The following is a 23,589-nucleotide window of genomic DNA, read 5'->3' as shown; positions in this document are numbered from 1 at the left end:
TTCTTTTACACATTACACTAGAATAACTAAAAAAAAGAAGGGATACATATCCCCCCTTTTTTTATACTAACATTCTCTATTATCCGCCGCCATTTCCCAGCAAACGTAAGCTCCAATTGCCATCCAACCCAGAGCTAAACCTGCAACAGCCAAAAGTATACCTCCAGCAGTTTCAACTTTTTCTACATAACTAAGTTCTTCCATATTGTTTAATTTCAACATTCCCTATTATCTTTGGCCATTTCCCAACAAATTGTTGCCCCAATGGCCATCCAGCCCAAAGCTAGACCTGCAACAGCCAAAAGTATACCCCCATCAGTTCCAACCTTTTCTTTATAACTAAGTTCTTTCATATTGTTAATTTTAACTTATTAATTACATTGATTTCTACTCAATTCATACACAGCTAATCCGAAAAGTCCAAAACAAGCAAAAGCAATAACTCTTTCTTGATTAACTGACAACTGTCCTCCTTCGACAATCATTTTTTCACTTAATGATAACTCCTTTAATTCAGTATTGAATAAGTTCATAATATTTACTTTAAAATCGGTTAATTATTTATTTGCTTTTTTAAGAGATGCAAGTTCACTCTAGATAATTCTTTTAAATAAGATTGGTCGATTACCCTTTTAGCAACAAATGATTATTCTCATTTGGTTTTATGATTTTGGTAATACGTTTCAGACCTATATTTCTCTTCAAAAAAATTATTATGTAATCGCTTTATAAATTAGTAGTGGTAAGAGTATCACAGGACCCGTAAACCTTGGATACCATAGACCTCCATCAATTTGTTGTTTCTCATATTCAGGAATCTCTTCCATTTTTAATTGCTCTAAGTTTTTCACATCAATTGTATTGTAATTAGATATTATAGACAAGAATGTTTGCCACTACTGGCAAGGTAAGCACCATGTATAGCTTCCTTTAGAACGTAACCTGCGATGAACGCAAGAATTAAGCCTCCATTATTTAAGCGTAATTCACTATCGGTCAACTCTTCGAATTTTTCAGTTTTCATAATTTATTATTTATAAGTTATTATTCTTTAATTATCTTGGATACGTTCTTCCATGAGTATGTCTTTTTTGAGGGCAACCGCAAAATAGATTCGCAAATTCATCAGCCAACCAATCCCCTCCTTGATTATTCAACTTTTCTTTAATTGATAATTCTTCTAATTCTAAATTCTGTAATATCATAATTTTGATTTTTATGAATTGGTTAATTATTATTTTATTCTTTGTGTTTTATTACAATTACTGCCCAGTATGATATTTAAAATCCTGATAATCTTCATTCTTTTCTAGAAGATAATTAAATAGTTTTACCCAAAGATTACCGCCGTTATAGTCCTTTGCTTCTGCTTGACTTAATTCTGTAAATTTTTTCATCTCTTTAATTTTTAATATTTTTTTACCTAAAACAATCCTTGAGCCATTCCCATATCTAATCTATTATAGGATTCCCAAAAACACTTTTTCCTCCTTCGGTTGTAACGGATTCTTTATTAGTTAATTCGTTTAATCCTAATCTTTCAAATTTCATAAATTGTTTCTTTGCTAATTAATAATAGCTGTAATTCCAATCATTTAAACTTGGGGTCTTCCGCTAAAAAAATCTTTAATTCTTTTATAAGCCCTAATAACATCATGTATATCGCTAATAATACCGCCACCTCCTTGGATATCTTTTTTTTCGTATTGAGTCAATTCTTTAATATTATGCATGCTGAACAGTTTTACAATTATTTATTTAATTAGTTTCTATTTACTTAAATAGCCTAATACAATTCTCACATAAGCTTCATCTAAATACCTCTTAGGACATGATGATCCTGCAGTAATTTGTATAAGTTCTTGGTCTTTTAAATTCTCTAACTTCATGTTATCAGTTTTTAGATTAAGACCACAAAATCATATTGTTAAACTTTAGTGGACTCCACTTTATAATTACAGGTTCTCTTGGTATGTAAATATGTATGGGATTAAAATTTATGGAACCTCCTTCTATGCTTCGCATCTCATCGAGAGATAAATCTGTTATTTCTTTTAAATTCTTCATATAACTTTATTTTGTAGGTTATTTAAATGCGATTATTACCTAAAGACTACTAGAGTGAAGGTGGATTCCCAAAAAATCCTCCCAAAAAAATAATTCCCTTTATTTGGTCAATAATATTCCTTCCTCCTTCAGTTTTTCTTAATTTATCCAGGGCCAACTCTTTTACATTGGCCTTGGTTATGTTCTTTTTTTTTTGATTTTTCATGTCTTTTTATTGATTAAATAATCATCTCTATTTCTAGAATTTAATTTGGTCGTGTCCTGTCCCAATCATGCCTAAGGTTTGTCCAATACCTATATCAATTCTATTAAGGCCACCTTCTGTTTTTTTAAGCATCTCAAGAGCCAATGCTTTTACTTTTAAATTCTTTGTGTTTTTTGAATCTTTCATCTTTCTAAATTTTATTATTTGTTAAATAGAAGCGCTATATATGTTACTAGTTAGGGCCAAAGCCGGCCTCTTCTGGATACCTATGTTCTATATACTCCTTTAAAGCATCGGGATCTACACCTCCTCCATCAATTGAGATAAGCTCATTAGTTTGTAATGCGACAACTGTAAATAGATTTAATTTTTTCATCTTCTTTTTGGTTTATGTTTCTGATTCAAACTTAGTTTTGACTTGTCTCAATTTTTGAGACCCTTACTTTTTTTAAAAAAAAATTATTATTCTTATACCCTTATCTATTTCTTTTACTGATTCGAATTTAGATTTAGTCTGTCTCATTTTTTGAGACTTCAACATTTTTATAAATTCCAAAAACAATTACTTTTTCAATCCTTAAAGGGCTGATTCCCTTTCATGTTTTAAACCTAGCACCGATGTGTCTCATTTTTTGAGACCCTTAAAATTTTCCATAAAAAAAGCCCAAGATTTCTCTTGGGCTCTTTGGACTTAAAAAGTTGCTATGCGCTCAACAACTAATTCTGTGGTGGTAGAATAAAAAGGCAATGGTAGAAGACATAACAATTGTACCACCATTAATACTAATGGCTTCATTTTCACGCAGCGATTTTACATAAAAACCACATTTAAAACGTACTTCATCTTCATACATAAAGCTTTGCCTGCTTATATCATACACTATAGGAGCTTCTAATGCTTTCATTACATCTATGACCCTATATAACTTGGCCCTGGATATATTTAATCTGGCTGCCAATTCTTCCGGTGTACCGGTAGCATGTAATCTTACCAATTGATCTATGCGCTCAATCAAAGAAATTTGTTTGGTTAATTGCTGCATAATTATGATTTTAAGGTTATCTCTTATTACTTATTACCATCTTTTGAGATACACCTATTCTATACGAAGTTCTTGAACCCGAAGTGGTACCGGCATTTTTGGAACTCTAGGAATGGGTATGCAACCATATCCATGAAGACCAATCCAAACTCCTCCATTAAGTACTACGGATTCTTTCCGTGTTAATTCTGATACATTTTTCATGTTTTTGTTTTTAATAGTTTAATCTAAAGTTTGTGAATGCTCTCTTTTTAATTCGGAGCAGGTAACTTAATATTCATGAATTTCTCATAATCATAATATTGAGTGTCTTTGCGAGCCTGCCCTCCGTTTAGTAAAACATTTTCTGGGTTTTGAAGTTCAGTTAATTCCTTTTTCTTAAAAAGAAGATTACGCTGTGTTCCATTTTTGTCTTTCATAATTATATAATTTAATTGATTACGTGGTGGTTAAAAACAAAAGGAGCAAGGCGTTTATTGGTCGGTTCTAAAAACTTTATGCAGACTTTCCCACTCCTTTTGTTGATGGCCCTATATTAGAAGTCTTTATAGTTAAGCTTCAGTAGGCTATATTTTAATATCAAATCCTAATAATTATTAATGTAAAAGAAAGGGGAGGTATTTCTCCTTTTGCCCCCTTTCTTTACTCTCAAGCAAGCTTTTGTGTGAGCGCACAATCTTAAAAAGCAAATTGAGGTTGAAAGCAGATTGGTACCTGCCATTCACCGGCAAAGAAAAGAAGGAAAAAGGGTAAAAAACAAATGAAGAAGCCCCATTTTTATAAATGAAGCAATAAAAAAATAAAAATAAAACACTGTATTACAGCACGTTAAACATGCACATAAACAATTCTAAAAGAAAATTTTCTAAAAGCTACTTTTAAGTATTTATGCTATACTTTGAACTCTTTATTAAGATTTCTAACGTATGCAGATGGAGTTAAACCCGTACTTTCTTTAAAATATTTACTAAAGGAATCTGCACTTTTATATCCTATCTCTTCTGCAATACCTTTTACGGAATACGAGCGCATACGTTTATTATTCTTTAATTCTAAGATGATATAATCCATTCTAATATCATTAACGAATCTATTAAAATTTGTATCCATAGTATTATTTATTACACTAGAAAGGTATGAAGTATTGGTCTTTAGTTTTTTGGCCGTATTATACAAAGAACTATCTTGACGCAAGAAATAGCCACTATCTTTGAGCTTATCTAACTTATCTAAAAGCTCTTGAATTTTTTCATCCTTTATAGGAGAGGTACTATCATCATCAATTGTATTGGTAGAAGAATTAGATTGTTTCTCTATTTTTTCAGCTTCCTTTTCTTCTACAATTATAACCGGCTGTTTCTTAGCCACTTCCTTTTTGATAAGTTCTTTTTCTATATTTTGAGGCAGTTCTTCAACAATAGAAACTTTTTTATTTGCCGGTTCAAGACTCTTTTTTTCTTCATAAGTCTGAACCGTAGCCATTAATTGAGCAAATTTCTTCTTATTTTTTTGATTATTTATGATATATAGCATAATGCCTACGACTAATAAAAATCCTAATGTAGAAGATATGTAAACTATATAATTTTTATATTTTTTCTCAGTCTGTTTACCTTCAGCTATAATTTCCTGAGTTTTAATTTCATTAAGCCCTTCTTGCGTTTTAAATCTAAGCTTATTAAAATCTTCTTTAGCTGACAAATACTTTTTATAAAACAAATCTGCTTCTTCCGTTTTATTTTGACTTTTAGAAATTTCCAAATTTAGTTCATAAAAATCCATTAAATCCTTCGCAGAAAGTTGTTGAGAAAAATTTTCATCGTTTCTAATATGGTCTCTATAATAGATGGTACTATCTAGATTATTCAAATAGAAAAAAGATTGACTCTTTTTCAAAATTACCTCTAAATCATCATAATCGTAAGAATCTTTTAAGATAGTCATACACCCGTTATAATAATCTATTGCAGCATTATACTCTTTATTATCAAAAGCCATATCGCCTTTAATCTTAAGAGAATAATAGTTTGCCGCTTCAGGGTTCTCTAGATGTAGTTTTTCAAATTTTTCTAAATATAATTTAGATGAGTCTGAATTTTCCAATTTATTATATAAATCAGCCAAATTCAGTAATAGTATCTGATGCTGCTCAATATTACCGTTAAAAATCCTATTACTATCGCGAAAAAGTGATTTAAAAATAGAAAGTGCCTTTTTATTATTTAAAAATTTTTTATTTAACAATCCAAAATCTATTTGCATCAAGTTATAGATGTAGGATAAATCCGTTTTATCCATTTCTGAAGACACACTATTATAGATTGCTAAGGCGTTTTCTATTTGATTTAAATTATCATAAGCTATGGCCAAGTAATAATATATATTAAGACTATAGCGGTTAAACTTATTCTTTTCTGAGATTTCAAGTGCTTCTTTACAGTGTTTAACTGCCATTTCAAATTGCGAATTAGTAATCTCTAAATCAATTATTAGAAGGTAAATACTAACTTGATTGAATGAATCATACTGTTCAAATTTATCTTCAAGCTTATAGGATTCTTCCAAAGCTTGATTTAAATTAATACTAGAAAGTTCATATATAAAATTAATTTTCTTCCTTATATCATCAGAAATTTCTTGTCCAAAAGAAAAATTTATCATAAATAAAATGAGAAACACTGTTATAATCTTCTTAAGCACTTGTTCTTGCAAAATTTATACATTTAAAATATGAACTACACCAACACCCTTTTATTACAGAGGTTTAAGTTAATAAAACATAACCTATTTTTATAAATATCCGTTATTCTTATTTTGAAATCCTTGCCAATCACTATACTTTCATGATATCAAATAATTAATAACCACATAATATCTCAAGCATTATGAAAACCAAGAAAAATAATTTTGACAATGGATTATTGAAATTCGACAAAAACACACTTTTAGAATTAAACCAAAATTCGTTGAGAGAAATAAATGGGGGAGGAAAGAATTGCCCGCCAACTGTAAATAGAAGTTCACTTATTTGCCCTTTTATAAACATCCGGTAAAACTATTATTACCAAAAGCGGAGATTGTATACTATATCTTCGCTTTTTTCCATGTTCCAACTAAACCAAATGAAAAAAATTTTTTTTATAATAGTAGCCCTCTCTGTAGTTACATTACGTGCTCAAAAAAAATGGAGCTTAGAAGAATGTATTTCTTATGCACTTGAAAATAACATCTCAATCAATCAATTAAGAGTAAATGCAGATATCCAAACACAATCTATTAAAGCAAATAAAGGTTCTCTAATGCCAACTCTATCTTCCGGTGCCAGCCAGCAGAACAACTATTTTGGAAGCGTTAGTACCAGAGGAGATAATTTCTCTACTACCTTAAATTTCCTTGATGCAAATTGGACGGTTTTTAACGGGTTTAAAAACTTGAACAATTATAGAAAGTCTCTTATAGATGGCGAAATTGCCTCTAAAAATATTGAAATCTTGTCTAATGACGTCGCTCTTAATATTGCAAATACCTACTTACAGGTACTACTCAATAAAGAGTTACTGAATGTTGCGAAAAATCAATTAGAACTGTCAAAAAGACAATTGGACATTAGCAAGCAGCAGTTAAAATCAGGTGTTACCTCAGAAGCTAACGTGTACGATGTAGAGGCTACAGTAGCTAGAGATGAACAAACCTTAGTGCAACAGGAAAACACACTCCTATCATCATTATTATTGTTAAGACAACAATTACAGCTTCCTGTTGAAGAGCCTTTTGACGTAGCGGAGCTTTTAGCAGATAAACTACTTAATAAACTAGAGGTGAAAACACCAGCTACTGTTTATCAAGAAGCCGAGAAAAGTAGACCTGAAATTGAAGCGGCTGAGCTAGGCATAGAAAGTATTTCCAAGAATTTAAAGATTGTTTTAGCTAACTATTTACCAAGCCTAACCCTTGGTTATGGCTATGGAGCTACTTATTCTTACATAAAAGGAGTACAACATGACAACTTTAGCAAACAGTTAGATGATAACATAGGCCATGCTATAACTGCATCATTAAGTATTCCTATTTTTACCGGATTCAGTAATAAGACCAATGTAGAAATAGCAAAGCTAAACATAGAAAATGCAGAGCTGGACTTAGCAAACGAAAAATTTAATCTTAGACAGAATATTGAAACGGCATATCTTGATGTCCTAAATGCTAGAAAAGCATATGAAGCTTCTCTAAAAACATTAAAGTCTAGAGAAATTTCCCTAGACTTCACCGAAAAACGATTTAAAACGGGTACCGTCAATAACTTTGATTTTGAAACTTCAAAAAATAATTTTATCAGTTCTCAATCTAGCGTGGCCCAATCTAAATATGATTATATCTTTAAAGTTAAAGTGCTTCAGTTTTATGCAGGAAACGATTTTAGCTTAAACTAAACTCTAACCCCTAAAGCTCCTTAATTTTTATATTTTTAAAAGCGACCTTATCTCCATGGTCTTGCAAACCAATCTTGCCTGTAGTGAATTTTCCAAAATGGTCCCAATCTGCAAATTTGGATTTGGACACCATAACATTCCACATTTCATTACCAACAGGAAAATCTACAATATCGGTTCCGTTAAAAGAAATACTGCCTTTTTGCTCTTTATGGTTTACCGTAATTACCATGGTATTCCATTGCCCAACAGGTTTGGTAACATCTTCTGAGGGCGCCACCATATCGTACAACGACCCTGCTTGATGAGTGGTGCCATTTTTAGCATCTGGATGTTTTTCGTTATCCAAAACCTGCACCTCCGGACCCGTTTGGTACGCTTCGGATAATTCAGGGGTTTCGTTTACGCCCCAAAACACCCCACTATTACCTCCTTCTGAAATTTTCCATTCCAACGAAAGAATAAAATCTGTATACTCCTTTTTTGTAACAAGGTTAAATGCATCTCCTTTTTTTCTGTCCGCAGGAGGATTAAAAACCATGGCCCCGTCTTCTATCTTCCAGTTCTCGGAAACACCTTCTTTATTATACTCTTTCCAACCATCAAAAGAAGAACCGTCAAAGAGAAGGGTCCACTCTTTCGGTGGTTTCTCCGCTTCCGCTTCGGCTATACGCTCAGATTCCATTTCTTTCTGGGTTTTCTCAGCTTTATCCTTGCAACCGAAAACAACAGTCGCCATACAAACAATTAATAGTAAATTTTTCATGAGTCTTTGTTTTTAGTATTAAACAAAAACGATTCCCTGGCCTTTGCAACAAGAGAATCGTTTTATATTATTTATAGCTTAATGATGTTCCTTCAATTATGAAGTACCTAATATTTTTCTAAGCATTTCTTTGTCTACTGCAGCACCTGCAAAATCATCAAAAGTTTTCTCCGTTGCCTCAATAATATGGTCTTGGATAAAAATCGCACCTTCGCGAGCACCTTGCTCAGGGCTCTTAATACAACACTCCCATTCCATTACTGCCCAAACATCGCAGCCATATTGCGTAAGTTTGGAGAAAATGGTTTTAAAATCGATTTGACCATCACCCAAAGAACGGTATCTACCGGCACGATCGCCCCAGTCATTATACCCCCCAAAGGCACCCTTCTTTCCGGTTGGGTTAAATTCAGAATCCTTAACATGAAATGACTTTATAAATTCATGATAATGGTCTATGTATTCAATATAATCTAATTGTTGTAAAACAAAGTGACTTGGATCATAAAGGATATTTACGCGCTTATGATTGCCTGTTGCAGCAAGAAAACGCTCAAAAGTATCGCCATCATGTAAATCTTCACCAGGGTGAATTTCGTAACAAACATCTACACCTTGCTCATCAAAATGATTTAAAATCGGCATCCATCTCTTAGCCAATTCCTCAAAGCCCATTTCTACAAGACCTGCTGGTCTTTGTGGCCATGGGTGCCATGTATGCCAAAGTAAGGCTCCTGAAAAAGTAGCATGCGCGTTTAGTCCCAATCTTCTACTGGCCGTTGCCGCCTTTTTAACTACATCTACCGCCCACTCCGTACGTGCTTTTGGGTTATTCTTTACAGCATCGGGTGCAAAATTATCAAACATGAGGTCGTACGCCGGATGAACCGCTACCAATTGCCCCTGAAGGTGAGTGGAAAGTTCCGTGATTTCTAGACCGTATGAGTTTACTTTTCCTTTAAGCTCATCGCAATAATCTTGACTTTCGGCAGCTTTATCCAAATCTATTAAAAAACTCTCCCAAGTAGGAATCTGAATTCCTTTGTAACCTAAATCTGCAGCCCATTTACACATACCGTCCAGCGTATTGAACGGAGCTTTATTGTCTACAAATTGCGCTAAAAAAACGCCAGGTCCTTTAATTGTTTTCATGCTGTTATTATTTGTCTTTAGTATTGGGCTTCCTTTTTTTTAAATTCCCTATAAAGAAAAACCCTATATTTAAATTCGTAAACATCTCAAAATGTCATCTTCTAGAGAAGTTATAAATATAGGGAATACAACACGTTTAATACAAGAAATAAGACCGTGAATAAAGAAGAAATATTCGACGCTATTGTTGTCGGCACCGGAATTAGTGGCGGATGGGCCGCTAAGGAATTATGTGAGAACGGATTAAAAACCTTGGTACTTGAACGGGGCCCTATGGTACGGCACGTAGTAGATTACCCTACTATGAACGATGATCCTTGGGACTACCCACTAAAAGGAGAACTTTCCAAAGAAGACAAAGAAAAATACCATGTACAATCTAGAGTAGGTTGGGCCCCCAAAGAAGATGTTAAGCACTTTTTTGTGAACGACCTTGATCACCCTTACGTAGAGACCAAACGTTTTGATTGGATCAGAGGTTACCAAGTAGGTGGCCGATCCTTGACTTGGGGCAAACAAAGTTACCGCTGGAGCGATCTTGATTTTGAAGCGAATAAAAAAGAAGGTATTGGTGTTGACTGGCCTGTACGTTATAAGGATATTGCCCCTTGGTATGACAAAGTTGAAAAGTATATTGGGGTTAGCGGTGAAAATTTAGGACTTCCGCATTTACCTGATGGTATTTTTCAGCCTAAAATGGACTTAAACTGTGTTGAGGAAGATTTTAAAGCTTCCGTTGCTGAGAAATTTGAAGATGGCCGTTTGATAACCATAGGCCGCGCCGCGCATATTACCGATCCTGAAGCCGATTTTGAAGGCAGGGGAACTTGTCAAAACAGGAACAGATGCTGGAGAGGTTGCCCTTTTGGCGGATATTTTAGCAGCAACTCCTCTACACTACCTGCCGCAGAACGCACAGGAAACGTGACGTTACGACCCAACTCCATCGTTTATGAAGTAATGTACGATGATACTACGAAACAGGCTATAGGCGTTAAGATTATTGATGCCGAAACCAACGAAAAAATGGAGTTTAAAGCAAAAGTGATTTTCCTTTGCGCGTCCGCAATGGCATCTGTTGGTATTCTTTTACAATCTAAAAGCAAACGGTTTCCCAACGGCCTGGGTAATGACTCCGATGCACTTGGTCGTGGTATTATGGACCATCATTATAAACTGGGAGCCTCTGCTAACGTAGACGGACATTTAGACAAATATTATCAAGGTAGAAGACCTAACGGTTTTTACATTCCTAGATTTGTTAATCTAAACGAAAAGACCAAACGCGAAGGATACTTGCGTGGTTTTGGCTATCAAGGTGGCGCCAGTAGGGAGGATTGGTCAGCTTCCATTGCAGAAATGAGTTATGGCAAGGAACTTAAGGAATCTATTTTAAAACCAGGTCACTGGCAAATTGGGGTTACCGGTTTTGGGGAGTTCTTGCCCTATGATGACAACAGAGTAACCTTGAGCGAAACTAAAAAAGATAAATGGGGCCTCCCTCAATTAGATTTTGATGTTGAGTTTAAAGAAAACGAGTACAACATGCGTGAAGACATTAAAAAAGAGATTGTAAAAATGTTTGAAGCAGCTGGCTTTAAGGATGTTCAATCTTATGATGAAACCACCGGTCCCGGTTTAGGCATCCATGAGATGGGTGGTGCACGTATGGGGCACAGTGCTAAAACTTCTATTATCAATAAAAACAATCAAGTTCATACCGTGCCTAATGTATACGTTACGGATGGCGCTTTTATGTCATCATCTAGTTGTGTTAATCCTTCGTTGACCTATATGGCATTTACTGCAAGGGCGGCCAACCACGCCGCAGAACAATTTAAAGCCGGAAAATTTTCATAATGATGTATAACGACCGATAAATCAACCTGATATTCTAAAATATCACTAAAATTGTTTAGTCGTTCGTATCTTGTTGAACTATGTTTCTCACGTATAGCGTGAAAAATTAGCTAACCGCAATAACTATATGGAAAACGCTTCAGCCCGAAATTTATGGGGAGATTATTTGGATAAGCACCTAGAACATGCTTTTGTAGACGCTCCCAAAGTAGTTCACTTTTGTAATAACGAATTGGATGCCAACGAATGCGCCGCTCTGGTAAAAAAAGGCATCAAACGTGCCACATCTCCCAGTTTATTGGGATTACAGTATATGAAAGAACCTCTGCCAAAGATTGGTGATTTTATGATTGTTACGGACTGGGAAGGGGAAGCACAATGCATTGTTAGAACCACGGCCGTAAAACTAAGACCGTATTTTAGTATTGATGAAGCGTATGCCCGTTTAGAAGGCGAGGGCGATAAGAGCTTGGCCTACTGGAAAAAAGTTCATTGGGACTATTACACTAAGGAATTGGCCGCCTTTAACCGCAAGCCCAACGAAAGCATGATTATTGTCTGTCAAGAGTTCGAAAAGGTTTTTGATAGGTAAATTCCATTATCTAAATTTACTTTTCCATAAAATAGGCCGTTATTGAGCCTATTCTATATTATATTACTTGACACTGGTTTATTCTAAAGTTTGTTTACCTTGTACGACATCAATGTAAACAAACTCAACTATGCGCATCTCAACGCCAAAAAAGCCTCTGTTAGGCTTAACTCTTTCTTTATTTACTTTATTTCTGTGTATTTCCGTACAAGGTCAAGCTCCAAAATGGGAGAATCCGGAATGGGAAAATCCTGAAATATTTCAAATTAATCGTGAAGCGCCAACAGCTTCTTTTTATCGATATGAAACCACCCAAAATGCATTAAAAAATGACAGTTGGGAAAACTCCCCTTTCTATGCATCCTTAAATGGAGATTGGCTTTTTAATTATGCCGATAATGTAACATCACGACCTCTGAATTTTCAAGACGCAGGTTTTGACACTTCCGCATGGAGCACCATTCCCGTACCGTCCAATTGGGAGCTTGAAGGGCACGGAACCCCTATCTACACTAATATTGTATATCCATTCCCAAAGAATCCTCCTTTTATTCCTCATGATCAAAACCCCGTAGGAAGTTATAAGCGTGATTTTGACATTTCGGAGGACTGGAACGGTAAGAACATTTATTTACACTTTGGAGGCGTAAGTGGCGCCATGTACGTTTGGGTAAACGGACAAAAAGTGGGGTACAGCGAAGGCAGTAAAACCCCAGCCGAATTCAATATTACCAAATACATACAGCCCGGAAAGAACAGCTTGGCCGTACAAGTTTTACGCTGGTCCGATGCCAGCTATATGGAGGACCAAGACTTTTGGCGTCTGAGCGGTATTGACCGAGATGTTTATCTCTATGCCACCAAAGCAACCACCATTAAAGACTACCGCGCTATTGCCGACTTGCAGAATAATTATAAGGACGGGCTTTTAAAAGTGAATCTTGAACTTGAAAATACAGCCAAAAAAGCCAAAGGCTATAAAGTTACCGTGCAACTTTTGGACGGCGACAAGGAACTTTATTCCGAAGAAAAAGATGTGGTTTTCATTGGAAAATCAGCCGAGGTAAACTTTGAAAAAAACCTGGAAAACATAAAAACCTGGAATGCCGAAAAACCGAACCTTTACACTTTGCTTTTCGCTCTTAAAAATAGAAAAGGAGAAGTAACCGAAGCCGTAAGTTCAAAAATAGGCTTCAGAAAAATTGAAATTAAGAACAATCAGTTCTTGGTCAACGGCCAACCTGTACTTATTAAAGGTGCCAACCTTCATGACCATGATGAAAACACGGGTCATGTTATCAGTAGAGAGGTAACTCTTAAAGATATGGAGGTAATGAAGCGCAACAACTTAAACGCCATACGTTGCAGTCATTATCCTAAAAATGAGTTCTTCTACCGCATGGCGGACAAATACGGTTTCTATGTGGTTGATGAAGTAAATATTGAGATTCACGGTATGGGCACTACCAACCAAGGTCTTGATAATGATGAGGAGGCCAAGAAAATTCACCCAGCTTATAGACCGGAGTGGAAAGCCATGCATTTAGACCGCACAAAGCGTATGTACGAACGTGATAAAAACTACACTTCTATTGTTACTTGGTCTTTAGGTAATGAAGCGGGTAACGGAGAAAATTTCTTCGCCACGTATGACTGGCTCAAAAATCAGGACAATACGCGCCCGGTGCAATATGAAGGGGCCACTCAATACGCCAATACGGACATTCAGGCACCCATGTATGCAACTATAGAACAGACGATTAAATATGCAGAAAACAACCCCAAAAGGCCCCTTATTCAATGTGAGTATGCACATGCCATGGGAAACAGTGTTGGCAACCTTCAGGATTACTGGGATGTTATTGAAAAGTATGATGTGTTACAAGGTGGCTTTATTTGGGATTGGGTAGATCAAGGCCTAAAAACCAAAAATGAAGACGGCGTAGAATTCTATGCCTTTGGAGGCGATTTTGGCGCATCGCATCTTCAAAACGATAATAATTTTTGCCTAAATGGATTGGTAAATCCTGATCGCTCCGCACACCCGGCCCTACACGAAGTAAAAAAGGTGTATCAATATATAAAGTTTAAATCCGAGAATCCTAAATCAGGTAAAATCACCATTACCAACAAGTATGATTTTACTAACCTTTCAGAATATAATTTTACATGGAAATTGTTCAAGGACGGCATTGAGGTACAGGCCGGAACCATTCCTGATATTGCCATAGCTCCTTACGGATCTAAAGAAGTTCAGATTACCCTACCGGAATTGACCGATGATAAAGCCGAATATTTCTTGAATGTTTATGCATCTACTAAAAATGCAGATGTCCTTATACCCCAAGATTATATGTTGGCCTATGAACAATTTCAACTTACCAATTACACCCCAAGCGTTTTTGAAATTGAAACTAGTGGACTTTCGGTTACCAATATAGATGGCACCGTAAAAATTAAAGGTGATGGATTTGAAGTGGGCTTTAATAGTACCGATGGTAGCTTGACCACACTCGATTACGGCCAAGGAAATTTAATCAAAAACGGACCGAGCGTAAACTTCTGGCGAGCACCAACCGATAATGACTATGGCTACAACATGCCAAAATTATTGCAGGTATGGAAAGAGGCTACGGTAACGCAAAACTTAACTAGCTTTCAGCTGAATTCCAATGATGGAAAGAAAGTTATAGACGCCGTAAAATTGAGCAAGAATCCGTTTAAAATAAAAAACGATTTACAGCTTACGGCCACTTACAGTTTACCTTCCGTACAAGGTGAAGCCACGGTGACCTATGCAATCAACAACAAGGGAGAGATTCTAGTGAGTACGGACCTTTCCAACATTAAGGGTAGTTTGCCCATCGTGCCCCGTTTTGGTAACAACTTTATTATAGACCCAGCCTATGACAATGTAAGTTGGTACGGTAGAGGACCACATGAGAATTACCAAGACCGAAAAACTTCGGCACTGGTTGGTGTATATAATGCAAAGGTGAAGGACTTGTATTTTGAATACATACGCCCACAAGAAAACGGTTACCGAACCGACATCCGTACCGTATCATTTTTAAATGCGGAAGGCAAAGGAATTGAAGTTTCGGCATCAAAACTGTTTGGGTTTAGTGCCCACAACCAATATAATTCCGACTTTGACGAAGGCATGGAAAAGCAACAGCGTCATACCTATGATATTCCTCAAAGAGACCTCATCAACATCAATATTGATTATAGCCAAATGGGCGTTGGAGGCGACAACAGCTGGGGGCTTTTACCGCACGAAGCATATCAAATTAAACCGGGTAACCTATCCTTTAGTTTTATGATACAACCCGTGGAATAAGAGTTAGTATGAACCAAATCGATTAACAATAAAAACCCCCGAAAGTAAAATACTTTCGGGGGTTTTGTTTTATAGGTACTTTAGAAAGACTAGTCCTCTAATTCTACCCAAGTATTTCCGTTTTTATTGGATTCAACTGTTGCTTCAATGAAGTTCATACCACGAACACCATCGGTCATTGTTGGATACTCACCGCTGTCATATTGCTCTCCTCTAATAGCTTTTGCCACACCAAGGTAGATATTAGCCATAGAATCAAAAATACCTTCTGGGTGTCCTGGAGGAAGTTTGGTTCCGCCTAAAGAAAGCTCACTATTGTAAGCGTGTCCAGGTTTGTACACTTGAGTAGGTTTGGTATCGCTCATTACGTAAAGGTAGTTAGGATTCTCCTGCTCCCATCTGAAAGCTCCTTTTTCACCATAAATGGCAATCCCAAGACCGTTTTCCTCACCTGTAGCAACTTGGCTACTTCTAATCACACCTTTAACATGATCGCTCATTCTAATAAGCACCGTTCCATCTACATCCATCTGGTTGTCTTCATACAGATAATTGAAATCGCTCAAAATAGACTTGATCTTTAGACCTGTGGTATATTCTACCATATTAAAAGCATGCACACCTATATCTCCGATACAAGAACTGATTCCCGCTTTTTTAGGATCCAAACGCCAAACTGATGAACGTTTTTCCTGATCATGGATAATTTCATTGATCCACCCTTGATAATAAACCGCATCAACTTTATGAATTCGGCCTAGTTCTCCGTTCTTTATCATTTCACGCATTTGGCGCACCATTGGGTAACCGGTATATGTGTGAGTTAAAGCAAAAACAGTACCTGCCTTTTCATGTGCGGCCTGTAGTTTTTTAGCTTCTTCCAATGTAGTAGTCATTGGTTTCTCGCAAATAACACTAAAACCGTTTTCCAACAATTTTAATGCCATTGGAAAGTGAAGAAAGTTTGGGGTAAGAACGGAACATACCTGAATACGTTCATCTTTTGGCAACTTCATTTCTTCTTCCACCATCGTATCAAAATCTTTATAGATACGATCTGTAGGCACATCTATTTCTTTGGCGAAAGCCATATTCTGATCAAAATCCGGGTTAAAAACAGCCCCTACAATTTGATAGTTATCATTTATATGCGATGCTACACGATGTAGTACACCTATTAAAGAGTCTCCTCCTCCTCCTAAAATTCCGAGTCTGATTTTTTTTGGCATTTTGTAATCCTTTTAATTAGTAAAAACCTTGTTAGGGTCTTTTTGTGTTCCTTATTTTTTAAGAGTTTGAATTTAATAAAATAACTAAGATTTATAAGCTATTTTTTCATTTTTGAACAAAATGACGAACAGGAGTAACACGAGAAACGCAAAAGCTGATGGATACAACCAAATGGTACTCCAATCATGTTGCCCGCCTTCTAATACATAGGCATCGGTAATGGTACCTGCCACCCAAAACCCAATGAGCATTCCCACACCATAAGTAGCCAAAGTAATTAACCCTTGCGCTGCACTTTTATACTTTGCACCAGCTTTACTATCTGTATAGATTTGGCCCGAAACAAAGAAAAAATCATAGCATATACCGTGCAAAGCAATACCGGTCAACAACATAAAAACCAATTCTCCGGTATCTCCGTAAGCGAACATCAAATATCTTAAACCCCATGCCAGCATAGCCGCCACAATGGTCATTTTAAACCCGAACCGTTTAAAAAAGAACGGCAAGAGCAATAGAAATAGAATTTCCGAAATTTGTCCAATAGTCATTTTTCCGGCCGGGTTGGCCACTCCTATTTCCCCTAAAAACTGACCGGCATGTTGGTAATAAAAGGCCAATGGAATACAAATTAGCACCGAGGCCAGAAAGAAAATCAAGAAATTACGGTTCTTTAAAAGCGCCAATGCATCAAGGCCTAAAATATCGGCTAATTTTATTTTTTGCGATTTGTCTGCCGTGGGCGGAGTTTTGGGCAATGTAAAACTAAAGATTCCCAATATAGCCGATGAAACCGAAGCCATTAAAAAGGTATTTCTCAAAAAACCTTGGGTTATGCCTTCTTGGGAGTCCCAATTAAAAAAGCTTATCAGCAGTCCAGCAGTTATCCATCCAACGGTTCCAAAAACACGTACTAGAGAAAACTCTTTAGCTGGATCTTTCATTTGATTGAAAGAAACCGAATTTACCAAAGCCAAAGTTGACATATACATAATCATATATGCCAGCAGAAATGGAAAAAATCCGAAAAAATCCGTGGCTTGATACATTACATACATGAGCGCCGCGCCTATTAAATGGAGGGCTCCTAAAATGCGTTCGGCATTAAAATACCTATCGGCAATAAGACCAATAATAAAGGGCGCCAAAATTGCGCCCCATGATTGTGTTGAATATGCCAATGCTATTTCACTTCCTGTTGAACCTAAGGTATTTGGAAGATAAATTCCCAGAGTAACGAACCAACCGCCCCAGATAAAGAATTCCAAAAACATCATTATAGAAAGCTGTGTCTTGATCTTTACCGTCATGTCTATTTGCGCTAATGTTTATAGGTAATATAATTTGTTCTGAGCGGCTCCAGCCCATTCGCTTTAAAGTCCATGTCTATTAGAGCCCTGTAATGGGTAGATTCATTAATGATATGAAAAAGCATGTCCTGCATGGTATGGATCAGTAACTGACCTTTACTATCTTCATAGTCTATGCGCTTCTCAAAATCTTCGCTTTCAGAAGTAATATCAAAAGAGTTCCGCTGGTTTTCATAATGAATGTCGCCCCATGTACTTACTTCGTGCAATTGACCAAATGCGTATTTAGGCACACGTTTGGCAATACGCTCATTATAAATATGGTGCATGTTCAAAATATCCGAAAACAGGGCAATGCTATTCTGTGGAACAACATTAAGTGCCGTACTGGCCTCTATTATTTTCTTGTTGCAATAGAAATTATAGTCGAATAGTTGATTGAAAAATACTTTCACGGCAACGGGTATCTATTAAAATTTAACTTACTTCTTTTGCTGCATTCAATAGCAATTCTCTAGTCGCTATGATACCCTCTTCCTCGCTCAATATGCTGCCTTCGTACTCAACACCAACAAAACCGGTATATCCATTGTCCTTTACCATTTGGAGCATTTTAACATAGTCTATGTCGGTTTCGTTTCCATCTGCATCAAAATCATGCGTTTTGGCACTGACCGCCTTGGCATACGGCATTAATTCTTTTACACCCTTGTATTTGTCATACATAACCTCACAATCGCGACTTCCTTGTTTGCGTGTAATACAGAAGTTTCCAAAATCAGGAAGTGTCCCGCAATTATCCATTGCCACGGCTTTCATAACCTCTGCATGCATGGCTCCGTTGGAAGACAGACCACCATGGTTCTCTACTAAAATATTTATGTTCTTGGTTTTGGCATAAGTAGATAGTTTGGTAAGGCCATCTATGGAGTTTTTCTTCCATTCCTCCGGTTCACTGCTGCCGTTAAGGTTTACCCGAATGGAATGGCAGCCCATTGCAGCTGCTGCATCTACCCATTTTTTATGTTTTTCTACGGTTTCGTTTCTTTCTTTTTCATCACTTACGGCAAGGTTTCCTTGACCATCGATCATGATCAAGACATTTTGCATTCCGTGTTTTTTAGCCTCTGCATTGGATTTTTCAACAAAGGCGGCCATAGCCTCATCGGAATAACCGGCATCCGCTAATTCAGGATTATATAATTGACTAACATATTCCAAACCGGAAAAACCCCAATTCTTTGCTTTTTCCGCAAAAGTATAAGGATCTACACCATCCTCTTTTATCATTCTATGAATAGACCATTGCGCCAAAGACAATTTAAAGAAAGGTTCTGCCATTGTCTCTTCCGTTTCAGGAGCTACATCACCAACTTTTTCACTTTTTTTAGTCTCTTTACAAGCGGCAACACCTAGAATTGAAAGTGCCAAACCGGCCTGAGAGCTATTCCTTATAAAGTTTCTTCTTTTCATTATGTAAGATTAGTTTATTGAATTTTAAGGATTTGAGGATAGACCACCTGCAAATGTGTCACCTTAACAAGATGTATAGCGAATAAATGTAGAAAATTAATTTAATATTTAATAAATTTATGGACTAAACAATTTTGTACATGAGCAAATTTTATTACAACGAAGAGCAAGAGTCTTACGACGCGATTGTGGTGGGTACAGGTATAAGTGGTGGCTGGGCAGCAAAAGAGCTGTGCGAGGCCGGACTAAAAACCTTGGTGCTGGAGCGCGGACGTATGGTGAAGCACATCGAAGACTATGAAACTGCGAACATGGACCCTTGGGATTTCCCTAACGGAGGAAAACCAACAAAAGAGGACATCGCAAAACAGGAAAAACAGAACCGAACCGGCTATACCACCAATGCCGCAAGTAAAATGTGGTTCGTAAACGATCTCAAACATCCGTATAACGAAATACAGCGTTTTGACTGGATGCGAGGTTATCACGTAGGTGGACGTTCATTACAATGGGGGCGGCAGAGTTACCGCTGGAGCGACATTGACTTTGAAGCAAATAAAAAAGATGGTATTGCCGTAGATTGGCCGGTACGTTATAAAGATATAGAACCCTGGTATGCAAAAGTTGAAGATTACATTGGTGTTAGTGGTGAGGCGCTAAACCTTCCACAACTACCGGATAGTAACTTTCTTCCGCAAATGGAACTTAATTGTGTGGAAGAGCACTTTAAGGAAAAAGTAGGTGAGGAATTTGATGGTCGTGCCGTAACCGTTGGTAGAGTTGCCCATATTACAGGAACTAAAAACTTTGATGGGCGTACCAAATGTCAATACAGAAATAGATGTATTAGAGGGTGTCCTTTTGGAGGTTACTTTAGTAGCCTTTCTTCTACGTTACCTGCTGCCGAAGCAACAGGAAATATGACGCTACGCCCAGATTCAATTGTTCATGAGGTTATTTATGACCCAGAAACAAAAAGAGCAACTGGTGTAAAAGTTATAGATCGCGTTACCAAAGAGGCGTACGAATTTAAAGCAAAGGTTATTTTCCTTTGTGCTTCGTCCATAGCTTCTACATCAATTTTAATGCAATCAAAATCTGACCGTTTCCCTAACGGCATGGGTAATGACTCGGACCAATTGGGCCGTAATATTATGGACCACCACCTAGGTGTTGGTGCCTCAGGTAAATTTGATGGTTTTCAGGACAAATATTATAAAGGTAGAAGACCTAACGGAGTTTATATTCCAAGGTTTAGAAACTTAGGAGGAGACACCAATAGAAAAGACTACAAGCGCGGGTTTGGTTATCAAGGTGGCGCAAGTAGAGGCGATTGGGAAGAACTAGTTGCGGAACTATCCTATGGTAAAGACCTAAAAGATGCTATTTTAAAACCAGGCGGATGGACCATTGGTATTGGTGGTTTTGGAGAGGTACTTCCTTACGAAGATAACCGCATGACCCTTGATTACGATAAATTGGATGATTGGGGATTACCAACCGTAACTTTTGATGCCGGTTTTAAGGAAAACGAATTGAACATGCGTAAAGACATGATGCAGTCTGCTATTGAAATGCTTGAAAAAGCAGGAGTAAAAGACGTTAAAGGTCATGATCGCGAAACGGGCTTAGGTCTAGGTATTCATGAAATGGGTACAGCACGTATGGGTAGAGACCGTAGAACATCTGTATTGAACGGCAACAACCAAATACATGATGTACCAAACGTTTACGTAACAGATGGTTCGTTCATGACTTCTGCAAGTTGTGTAAACCCATCTTTAACTTATATGGCCTTTACAGCAAGAGCTGCTAACCACGCCGTAAACGAACTTAAAAAAGGAAATATATAATGGATAGGAGAAAAGCACTCAAGAATATGGGTATGGCACTGGGTTACACCGTAGCCACCCCAACTCTGCTCAGCATTGTTCAAAGTTGCAAAAACGAGACCGTACTTGAATGGACCCCAGACTTTTTTACAAAAGACCAAGGGGCGGTATTGACTAAATTAGTTGATATCATTCTTCCTAAAACAGATACGCCTTCCGCTTCGGAAACTCAAGTAAATATTTTCATTGATCGGTTTGCCGATCAGGTTATGGAAAAAGGTCAACAAGATTTCCTTAAAATGTCTATGGACCGATTTATTGAAAAGGCGTTGAAAGATTCCGGAAAAGAAAAAGGAGCAGACTTAACTGCCGAAGATTTAGAACCGGTTCTTGCCGAATCCTTAAAAGTCACCAAAGAGGATGAAGTACAGAACTTTGAATCTATAAAACAATACAACGAGGCTGTGGCCGAGGGTAAAGAAGCGCTACTTGATGACGGTATTGCTCGCTTTGCTTTTGCAAACAACCTTAGAGGAATGACTATTTGGGGTTACAAAACTTCTGAATATGTTGGTGAGAAGGTCCTGGCCTACTTACCTGTTCCCGGAGAATATATTGCTTGCGCGGACACGCAAGAGCTGACAGGCGGCAAAGCTTGGTCGCTTTAATAAAGCAATAGAGCCTATTGAAGAGTCGCTGGTAAATTACTGTTTACTTGCGGCTCTTTTCTATTTTACGATTACTCATCCAACCTATATACACAATGAAAAGAAGAAACTTCATTCAAAAAACCGCCCTTACCGGTGGAGCCATTTCACTAGGAGGCAATTTTGCCTACTCCAGCCCAACTAACAATCTTGTTAAACCTCATAAGTTCAATCTTAAATATGCCCCACATTTGGGTATGTTCAAAGAATTAGCGGGCGAAGACCCTATTGATCAGATCAACTTTATGGCCGATCAAGGTTTTACCGCTTTTGAAGATAACGGTATGATGAAGCGAGATGTAGCCCTACAGACCAAAATGGGCGAAACCTTGGCCAAAAGAGGTATGACCATGGGTGTTTTTGTTATAGACAAAGGGGGCAACATGAAAAATACGCTAGCCGCCGGAAAACAAGAATATATTGATATTTTTTTAGATGGATGTAAAAGAGCCGTGGAAACTGCAAAACGTGTCAATGCCAAATGGATGACCGTTGTACCCGGTGGATTTGAAAGAAAACTACCTATTGGTGTACAAGATGGCAATGTAATTGAAGCTTTGAAAAGAGGTGCCGAGATTTTAGAACCTCATGGGCTTACGATGGTTCTGGAACCCCTATCCGATTCACCTGACCTGTACTTACAGAACTCGGACCAAACCTATATGATTTGTAAAGGAGTTGATAGTCCGGCCTGTAAAATATTGTTCGATATCTACCATATGCAAAAAACCGAAGGGCACCTTATCCATAATATGGACCTTACTTGGGATGAAATAGCCTATATTCAAATTGGTGACAATCCGGGGCGTAAAGAGCCCACTACAGGGGAAATCAATTATAAAAATGTATTTAAATGGATACACGAAAAAGGATTTAAAGGGGTACTTGGTATGGAACATGGCAACTCCAAAGACGGAAAAGCAGGAGAGCAAGCCGTTATTGACGCCTATATTCAAGAGGATTCATTCCTGTAAAACATAAAGTCTTTATTTGATAGGTCCTACTTTTAAAAGAAGTAGGACTTATTTTTTGCTTCAAATCCAATCTTCAAAAGTAAAAAAGGGGTGTTTCATCGGCATATTGATGCAAATAGCGCATTTTAACGAGTTTTTTAACCTTTTTCGACGTTCTACATACTAAAGAGGTAAGATACCTTCTAGTGAAGGCGTTAGTTTTATATGACCTCATACATATACCTACTTATCGCCTACGCATCGCTAATGCTTTTATCTAAACTTGCGTTTCATTATTTTAAACGAAAGCAAGTAAATAATTAGATTGAAGGCAAAGCTTTGAATATCGCATCAATGGAATTTCTTAACTCCATGATGATGCTATCTTGCGCACAAAAACAGAAAAATTACTTTACAAGTGCGATTTTATCTTAAAACTCTCCCAATTTTTTAAGTTTTCGTCACTTTTATGTAATCTTTTCATCCATTTTACTACGTATATAGTATACAACGTTTTATTGGGGCACAATGGACAAATATATTATAATACTCATCGTTTATATTGCTGCATACATCTTTTCTGTAGTAGCAAGACCGTACTTGGAGAAATAGCCATTTCCCATGTA

The 23,589-nt window shown here is 37.0% G+C and carries 26 protein-coding genes; 7 read left to right on the top strand and 19 right to left on the bottom strand.

The genetic code is table 11. From position 1 onward, the window contains the following. Positions 1–66: 66 nt before the first annotated feature. The 13 genes from SJY45_RS14220 to SJY45_RS14160 all read right to left on the bottom strand — a co-directional run bounded on the left by SJY45_RS14220 (position 67) and on the right by SJY45_RS14160 (position 6,027). Positions 67–222 carry a hypothetical protein gene (locus tag SJY45_RS14220; protein WP_400071531.1) on the bottom strand — a complete coding sequence of 52 codons (156 nt, stop codon included), beginning with the start codon at positions 220–222 and terminating at the stop codon, positions 67–69. Then, positions 216–353 (bottom strand): hypothetical protein, encoded by a 138-nt coding sequence (locus tag SJY45_RS14215; protein ID WP_400071529.1) that lies wholly within the window; start codon positions 351–353, stop codon positions 216–218. The genes SJY45_RS14220 and SJY45_RS14215 overlap by 7 nt, the downstream gene beginning before the upstream one ends. 18 nt (positions 354–371) lie before the next feature. Continuing rightward, positions 372–533 (bottom strand): hypothetical protein, encoded by a 162-nt coding sequence (locus SJY45_RS14210; RefSeq protein ID WP_400071527.1) that lies wholly within the window; start codon positions 531–533, stop codon positions 372–374. A gap of 522 nt (positions 534–1,055) precedes the next feature. Beyond that, entirely contained in the window at positions 1,056–1,205 is a 150-nt protein-coding gene (locus SJY45_RS14205) for a hypothetical protein (protein ID WP_400071525.1), read from the bottom strand. Between the two features lie 57 nt (positions 1,206–1,262). Then, a complete protein-coding gene (locus SJY45_RS14200) occupies positions 1,263–1,397 on the bottom strand; it encodes a hypothetical protein (protein WP_400071524.1) in 135 nt (44 codons plus the stop codon). 198 nt (positions 1,398–1,595) lie between these two features. Continuing rightward, entirely contained in the window at positions 1,596–1,733 is a 138-nt protein-coding gene (locus tag SJY45_RS14195) for a hypothetical protein (protein ID WP_400071522.1), read from the bottom strand. Positions 1,734–2,116: 383 nt separating this feature from the next. Continuing rightward, entirely contained in the window at positions 2,117–2,272 is a 156-nt protein-coding gene (locus SJY45_RS14190; RefSeq protein ID WP_400071521.1) for a hypothetical protein, read from the bottom strand. A gap of 33 nt (positions 2,273–2,305) precedes the next feature. Then, positions 2,306–2,458: a hypothetical protein gene (locus SJY45_RS14185; protein ID WP_400071519.1), complete on the bottom strand. Its 153-nt coding sequence runs from the start codon at positions 2,456–2,458 to the stop codon at positions 2,306–2,308. A 46-nt stretch (positions 2,459–2,504) separates the two neighbouring features. Beyond that, positions 2,505–2,648, bottom strand: a complete 144-nt coding sequence (locus SJY45_RS14180; protein ID WP_400071517.1) for a hypothetical protein — start codon at positions 2,646–2,648, stop codon at positions 2,505–2,507. A 334-nt stretch (positions 2,649–2,982) separates the two neighbouring features. Beyond that, a complete protein-coding gene (locus SJY45_RS14175) occupies positions 2,983–3,315 on the bottom strand; it encodes a hypothetical protein (protein WP_194532979.1) in 333 nt (110 codons plus the stop codon). A 54-nt stretch (positions 3,316–3,369) separates the two neighbouring features. Next, entirely contained in the window at positions 3,370–3,519 is a 150-nt protein-coding gene (locus SJY45_RS14170; protein ID WP_400071515.1) for a hypothetical protein, read from the bottom strand. Between the two features lie 47 nt (positions 3,520–3,566). Further along, positions 3,567–3,734, bottom strand: a complete 168-nt coding sequence (locus tag SJY45_RS14165; protein ID WP_400071513.1) for a hypothetical protein — start codon at positions 3,732–3,734, stop codon at positions 3,567–3,569. Between the two features lie 472 nt (positions 3,735–4,206). Beyond that, positions 4,207–6,027, bottom strand: a complete 1,821-nt coding sequence (locus SJY45_RS14160; RefSeq protein ID WP_400071511.1) for a helix-turn-helix domain-containing protein — start codon at positions 6,025–6,027, stop codon at positions 4,207–4,209. Between the two features lie 410 nt (positions 6,028–6,437). Here SJY45_RS14160 and SJY45_RS14155 point away from each other — a divergent pair, with 410 nt between their 5' ends. Next, positions 6,438–7,745: a TolC family protein gene (locus SJY45_RS14155; protein WP_400071509.1), complete on the top strand. Its 1,308-nt coding sequence runs from the start codon at positions 6,438–6,440 to the stop codon at positions 7,743–7,745. A 10-nt stretch (positions 7,746–7,755) separates the two neighbouring features. On the opposite strand, the gene SJY45_RS14150 is transcribed toward SJY45_RS14155, so the two are convergent. Both SJY45_RS14150 and SJY45_RS14145 read right to left on the bottom strand, forming a co-directional pair. Then, complete coding sequence (locus SJY45_RS14150) at positions 7,756–8,511, bottom strand: DUF1080 domain-containing protein (RefSeq protein ID WP_400071507.1); 756 nt, start codon at positions 8,509–8,511, stop codon at positions 7,756–7,758. Positions 8,512–8,607: 96 nt separating this feature from the next. Beyond that, positions 8,608–9,663, bottom strand: coding sequence for a sugar phosphate isomerase/epimerase (locus SJY45_RS14145; RefSeq protein ID WP_215436321.1), 1,056 nt, complete (start codon positions 9,661–9,663; stop codon positions 8,608–8,610). Positions 9,664–9,819: 156 nt separating this feature from the next. Between SJY45_RS14145 and SJY45_RS14140 the strand changes: the two genes are divergently transcribed. From SJY45_RS14140 to SJY45_RS14130, 3 genes are all read left to right on the top strand, one after another. Then, positions 9,820–11,523 (top strand): GMC oxidoreductase, encoded by a 1,704-nt coding sequence (locus SJY45_RS14140; RefSeq protein ID WP_400071505.1) that lies wholly within the window; start codon positions 9,820–9,822, stop codon positions 11,521–11,523. 127 nt (positions 11,524–11,650) lie between these two features. Next, positions 11,651–12,115: an ASCH domain-containing protein gene (locus SJY45_RS14135; RefSeq protein WP_215436325.1), complete on the top strand. Its 465-nt coding sequence runs from the start codon at positions 11,651–11,653 to the stop codon at positions 12,113–12,115. 130 nt (positions 12,116–12,245) lie between these two features. Continuing rightward, positions 12,246–15,458, top strand: a complete 3,213-nt coding sequence (locus tag SJY45_RS14130) for a glycoside hydrolase family 2 TIM barrel-domain containing protein (RefSeq protein WP_400071503.1) — start codon at positions 12,246–12,248, stop codon at positions 15,456–15,458. Between the two features lie 89 nt (positions 15,459–15,547). On the opposite strand, the gene SJY45_RS14125 is transcribed toward SJY45_RS14130, so the two are convergent. From SJY45_RS14125 to SJY45_RS14110, 4 genes are all read right to left on the bottom strand, one after another. After that, entirely contained in the window at positions 15,548–16,687 is a 1,140-nt protein-coding gene (locus SJY45_RS14125; RefSeq protein ID WP_215913296.1) for a Gfo/Idh/MocA family protein, read from the bottom strand. Positions 16,688–16,771: 84 nt separating this feature from the next. Further along, a complete protein-coding gene (locus SJY45_RS14120) occupies positions 16,772–17,998 on the bottom strand; it encodes an MFS transporter (protein ID WP_400071501.1) in 1,227 nt (408 codons plus the stop codon). A gap of 11 nt (positions 17,999–18,009) precedes the next feature. Continuing rightward, positions 18,010–18,453 (bottom strand): damage-inducible protein DinB, encoded by a 444-nt coding sequence (locus SJY45_RS14115; RefSeq protein ID WP_289063615.1) that lies wholly within the window; start codon positions 18,451–18,453, stop codon positions 18,010–18,012. 22 nt (positions 18,454–18,475) lie between these two features. Further along, positions 18,476–19,471 (bottom strand): sugar phosphate isomerase/epimerase, encoded by a 996-nt coding sequence (locus tag SJY45_RS14110; RefSeq protein ID WP_215436337.1) that lies wholly within the window; start codon positions 19,469–19,471, stop codon positions 18,476–18,478. 140 nt (positions 19,472–19,611) lie between these two features. Between SJY45_RS14110 and SJY45_RS14105 the strand changes: the two genes are divergently transcribed. The 3 genes from SJY45_RS14105 (at position 19,612) to SJY45_RS14095 (ending at position 22,984) form a co-directional block, all read left to right on the top strand. Beyond that, the gene (locus SJY45_RS14105; RefSeq protein ID WP_289063611.1) at positions 19,612–21,324 is read left to right on the top strand and encodes a GMC oxidoreductase; all 1,713 of its coding nucleotides are present in this window, start codon (positions 19,612–19,614) and stop codon (positions 21,322–21,324) included. Next, complete coding sequence (locus SJY45_RS14100; protein WP_215436341.1) at positions 21,324–21,971, top strand: gluconate 2-dehydrogenase subunit 3 family protein; 648 nt, start codon at positions 21,324–21,326, stop codon at positions 21,969–21,971. Before SJY45_RS14105 ends, SJY45_RS14100 begins: the two co-directional genes overlap by 1 nt. 95 nt (positions 21,972–22,066) lie before the next feature. Further along, positions 22,067–22,984 (top strand): hydroxypyruvate isomerase family protein, encoded by a 918-nt coding sequence (locus tag SJY45_RS14095; RefSeq protein WP_215436342.1) that lies wholly within the window; start codon positions 22,067–22,069, stop codon positions 22,982–22,984. Positions 22,985–23,589 lie beyond the last annotated feature (605 nt).

It is taken from the genome of Zobellia russellii, assembly GCF_044597075.1.
GTDB lineage: Bacteria > Bacteroidota > Bacteroidia > Flavobacteriales > Flavobacteriaceae > Zobellia > Zobellia russellii.
Note: the sequence above shows the minus strand (reverse complement) of the source record. Positions and strands in the feature narration are given on the sequence as shown.

What these genes read in the sequence shown, in the direction of transcription:
- SJY45_RS14120 (WP_400071501.1), bottom strand. Translation starts at nt 17,998, where the DNA reads ATGACGGTAAAGATCAAGACACAGCTTTCTATAATGATGTTTTTGGAA.
- SJY45_RS14190 (WP_400071521.1), bottom strand. Translation starts at nt 2,272, where the DNA reads ATGAAAAATCAAAAAAAAAAGAACATAACCAAGGCCAATGTAAAAGAG.
- SJY45_RS14165 (WP_400071513.1), bottom strand. Translation starts at nt 3,734, where the DNA reads ATGAAAGACAAAAATGGAACACAGCGTAATCTTCTTTTTAAGAAAAAG.
- SJY45_RS14145 (WP_215436321.1), bottom strand. Translation starts at nt 9,663, where the DNA reads ATGAAAACAATTAAAGGACCTGGCGTTTTTTTAGCGCAATTTGTAGAC.
- SJY45_RS14135 (WP_215436325.1), top strand. Translation starts at nt 11,651, where the DNA reads ATGGAAAACGCTTCAGCCCGAAATTTATGGGGAGATTATTTGGATAAG.
- SJY45_RS14105 (WP_289063611.1), top strand. Translation starts at nt 19,612, where the DNA reads ATGAGCAAATTTTATTACAACGAAGAGCAAGAGTCTTACGACGCGATT.
- SJY45_RS14170 (WP_400071515.1), bottom strand. Translation starts at nt 3,519, where the DNA reads ATGAAAAATGTATCAGAATTAACACGGAAAGAATCCGTAGTACTTAAT.
- SJY45_RS14125 (WP_215913296.1), bottom strand. Translation starts at nt 16,687, where the DNA reads ATGCCAAAAAAAATCAGACTCGGAATTTTAGGAGGAGGAGGAGACTCT.
- SJY45_RS14195 (WP_400071522.1), bottom strand. Translation starts at nt 1,733, where the DNA reads ATGCATAATATTAAAGAATTGACTCAATACGAAAAAAAAGATATCCAA.
- SJY45_RS14215 (WP_400071529.1), bottom strand. Translation starts at nt 353, where the DNA reads ATGAAAGAACTTAGTTATAAAGAAAAGGTTGGAACTGATGGGGGTATA.
- SJY45_RS14130 (WP_400071503.1), top strand. Translation starts at nt 12,246, where the DNA reads ATGCGCATCTCAACGCCAAAAAAGCCTCTGTTAGGCTTAACTCTTTCT.
- SJY45_RS14220 (WP_400071531.1), bottom strand. Translation starts at nt 222, where the DNA reads ATGTTGAAATTAAACAATATGGAAGAACTTAGTTATGTAGAAAAAGTT.
- SJY45_RS14205 (WP_400071525.1), bottom strand. Translation starts at nt 1,205, where the DNA reads ATGATATTACAGAATTTAGAATTAGAAGAATTATCAATTAAAGAAAAG.
- SJY45_RS14180 (WP_400071517.1), bottom strand. Translation starts at nt 2,648, where the DNA reads ATGAAAAAATTAAATCTATTTACAGTTGTCGCATTACAAACTAATGAG.
- SJY45_RS14110 (WP_215436337.1), bottom strand. Translation starts at nt 19,471, where the DNA reads ATGAAAAGAAGAAACTTTATAAGGAATAGCTCTCAGGCCGGTTTGGCA.
- SJY45_RS14210 (WP_400071527.1), bottom strand. Translation starts at nt 533, where the DNA reads ATGAACTTATTCAATACTGAATTAAAGGAGTTATCATTAAGTGAAAAA.
- SJY45_RS14100 (WP_215436341.1), top strand. Translation starts at nt 21,324, where the DNA reads ATGGATAGGAGAAAAGCACTCAAGAATATGGGTATGGCACTGGGTTAC.
- SJY45_RS14155 (WP_400071509.1), top strand. Translation starts at nt 6,438, where the DNA reads ATGAAAAAAATTTTTTTTATAATAGTAGCCCTCTCTGTAGTTACATTA.
- SJY45_RS14175 (WP_194532979.1), bottom strand. Translation starts at nt 3,315, where the DNA reads ATGCAGCAATTAACCAAACAAATTTCTTTGATTGAGCGCATAGATCAA.
- SJY45_RS14150 (WP_400071507.1), bottom strand. Translation starts at nt 8,511, where the DNA reads ATGAAAAATTTACTATTAATTGTTTGTATGGCGACTGTTGTTTTCGGT.
- SJY45_RS14095 (WP_215436342.1), top strand. Translation starts at nt 22,067, where the DNA reads ATGAAAAGAAGAAACTTCATTCAAAAAACCGCCCTTACCGGTGGAGCC.
- SJY45_RS14185 (WP_400071519.1), bottom strand. Translation starts at nt 2,458, where the DNA reads ATGAAAGATTCAAAAAACACAAAGAATTTAAAAGTAAAAGCATTGGCT.
- SJY45_RS14200 (WP_400071524.1), bottom strand. Translation starts at nt 1,397, where the DNA reads ATGAAAAAATTTACAGAATTAAGTCAAGCAGAAGCAAAGGACTATAAC.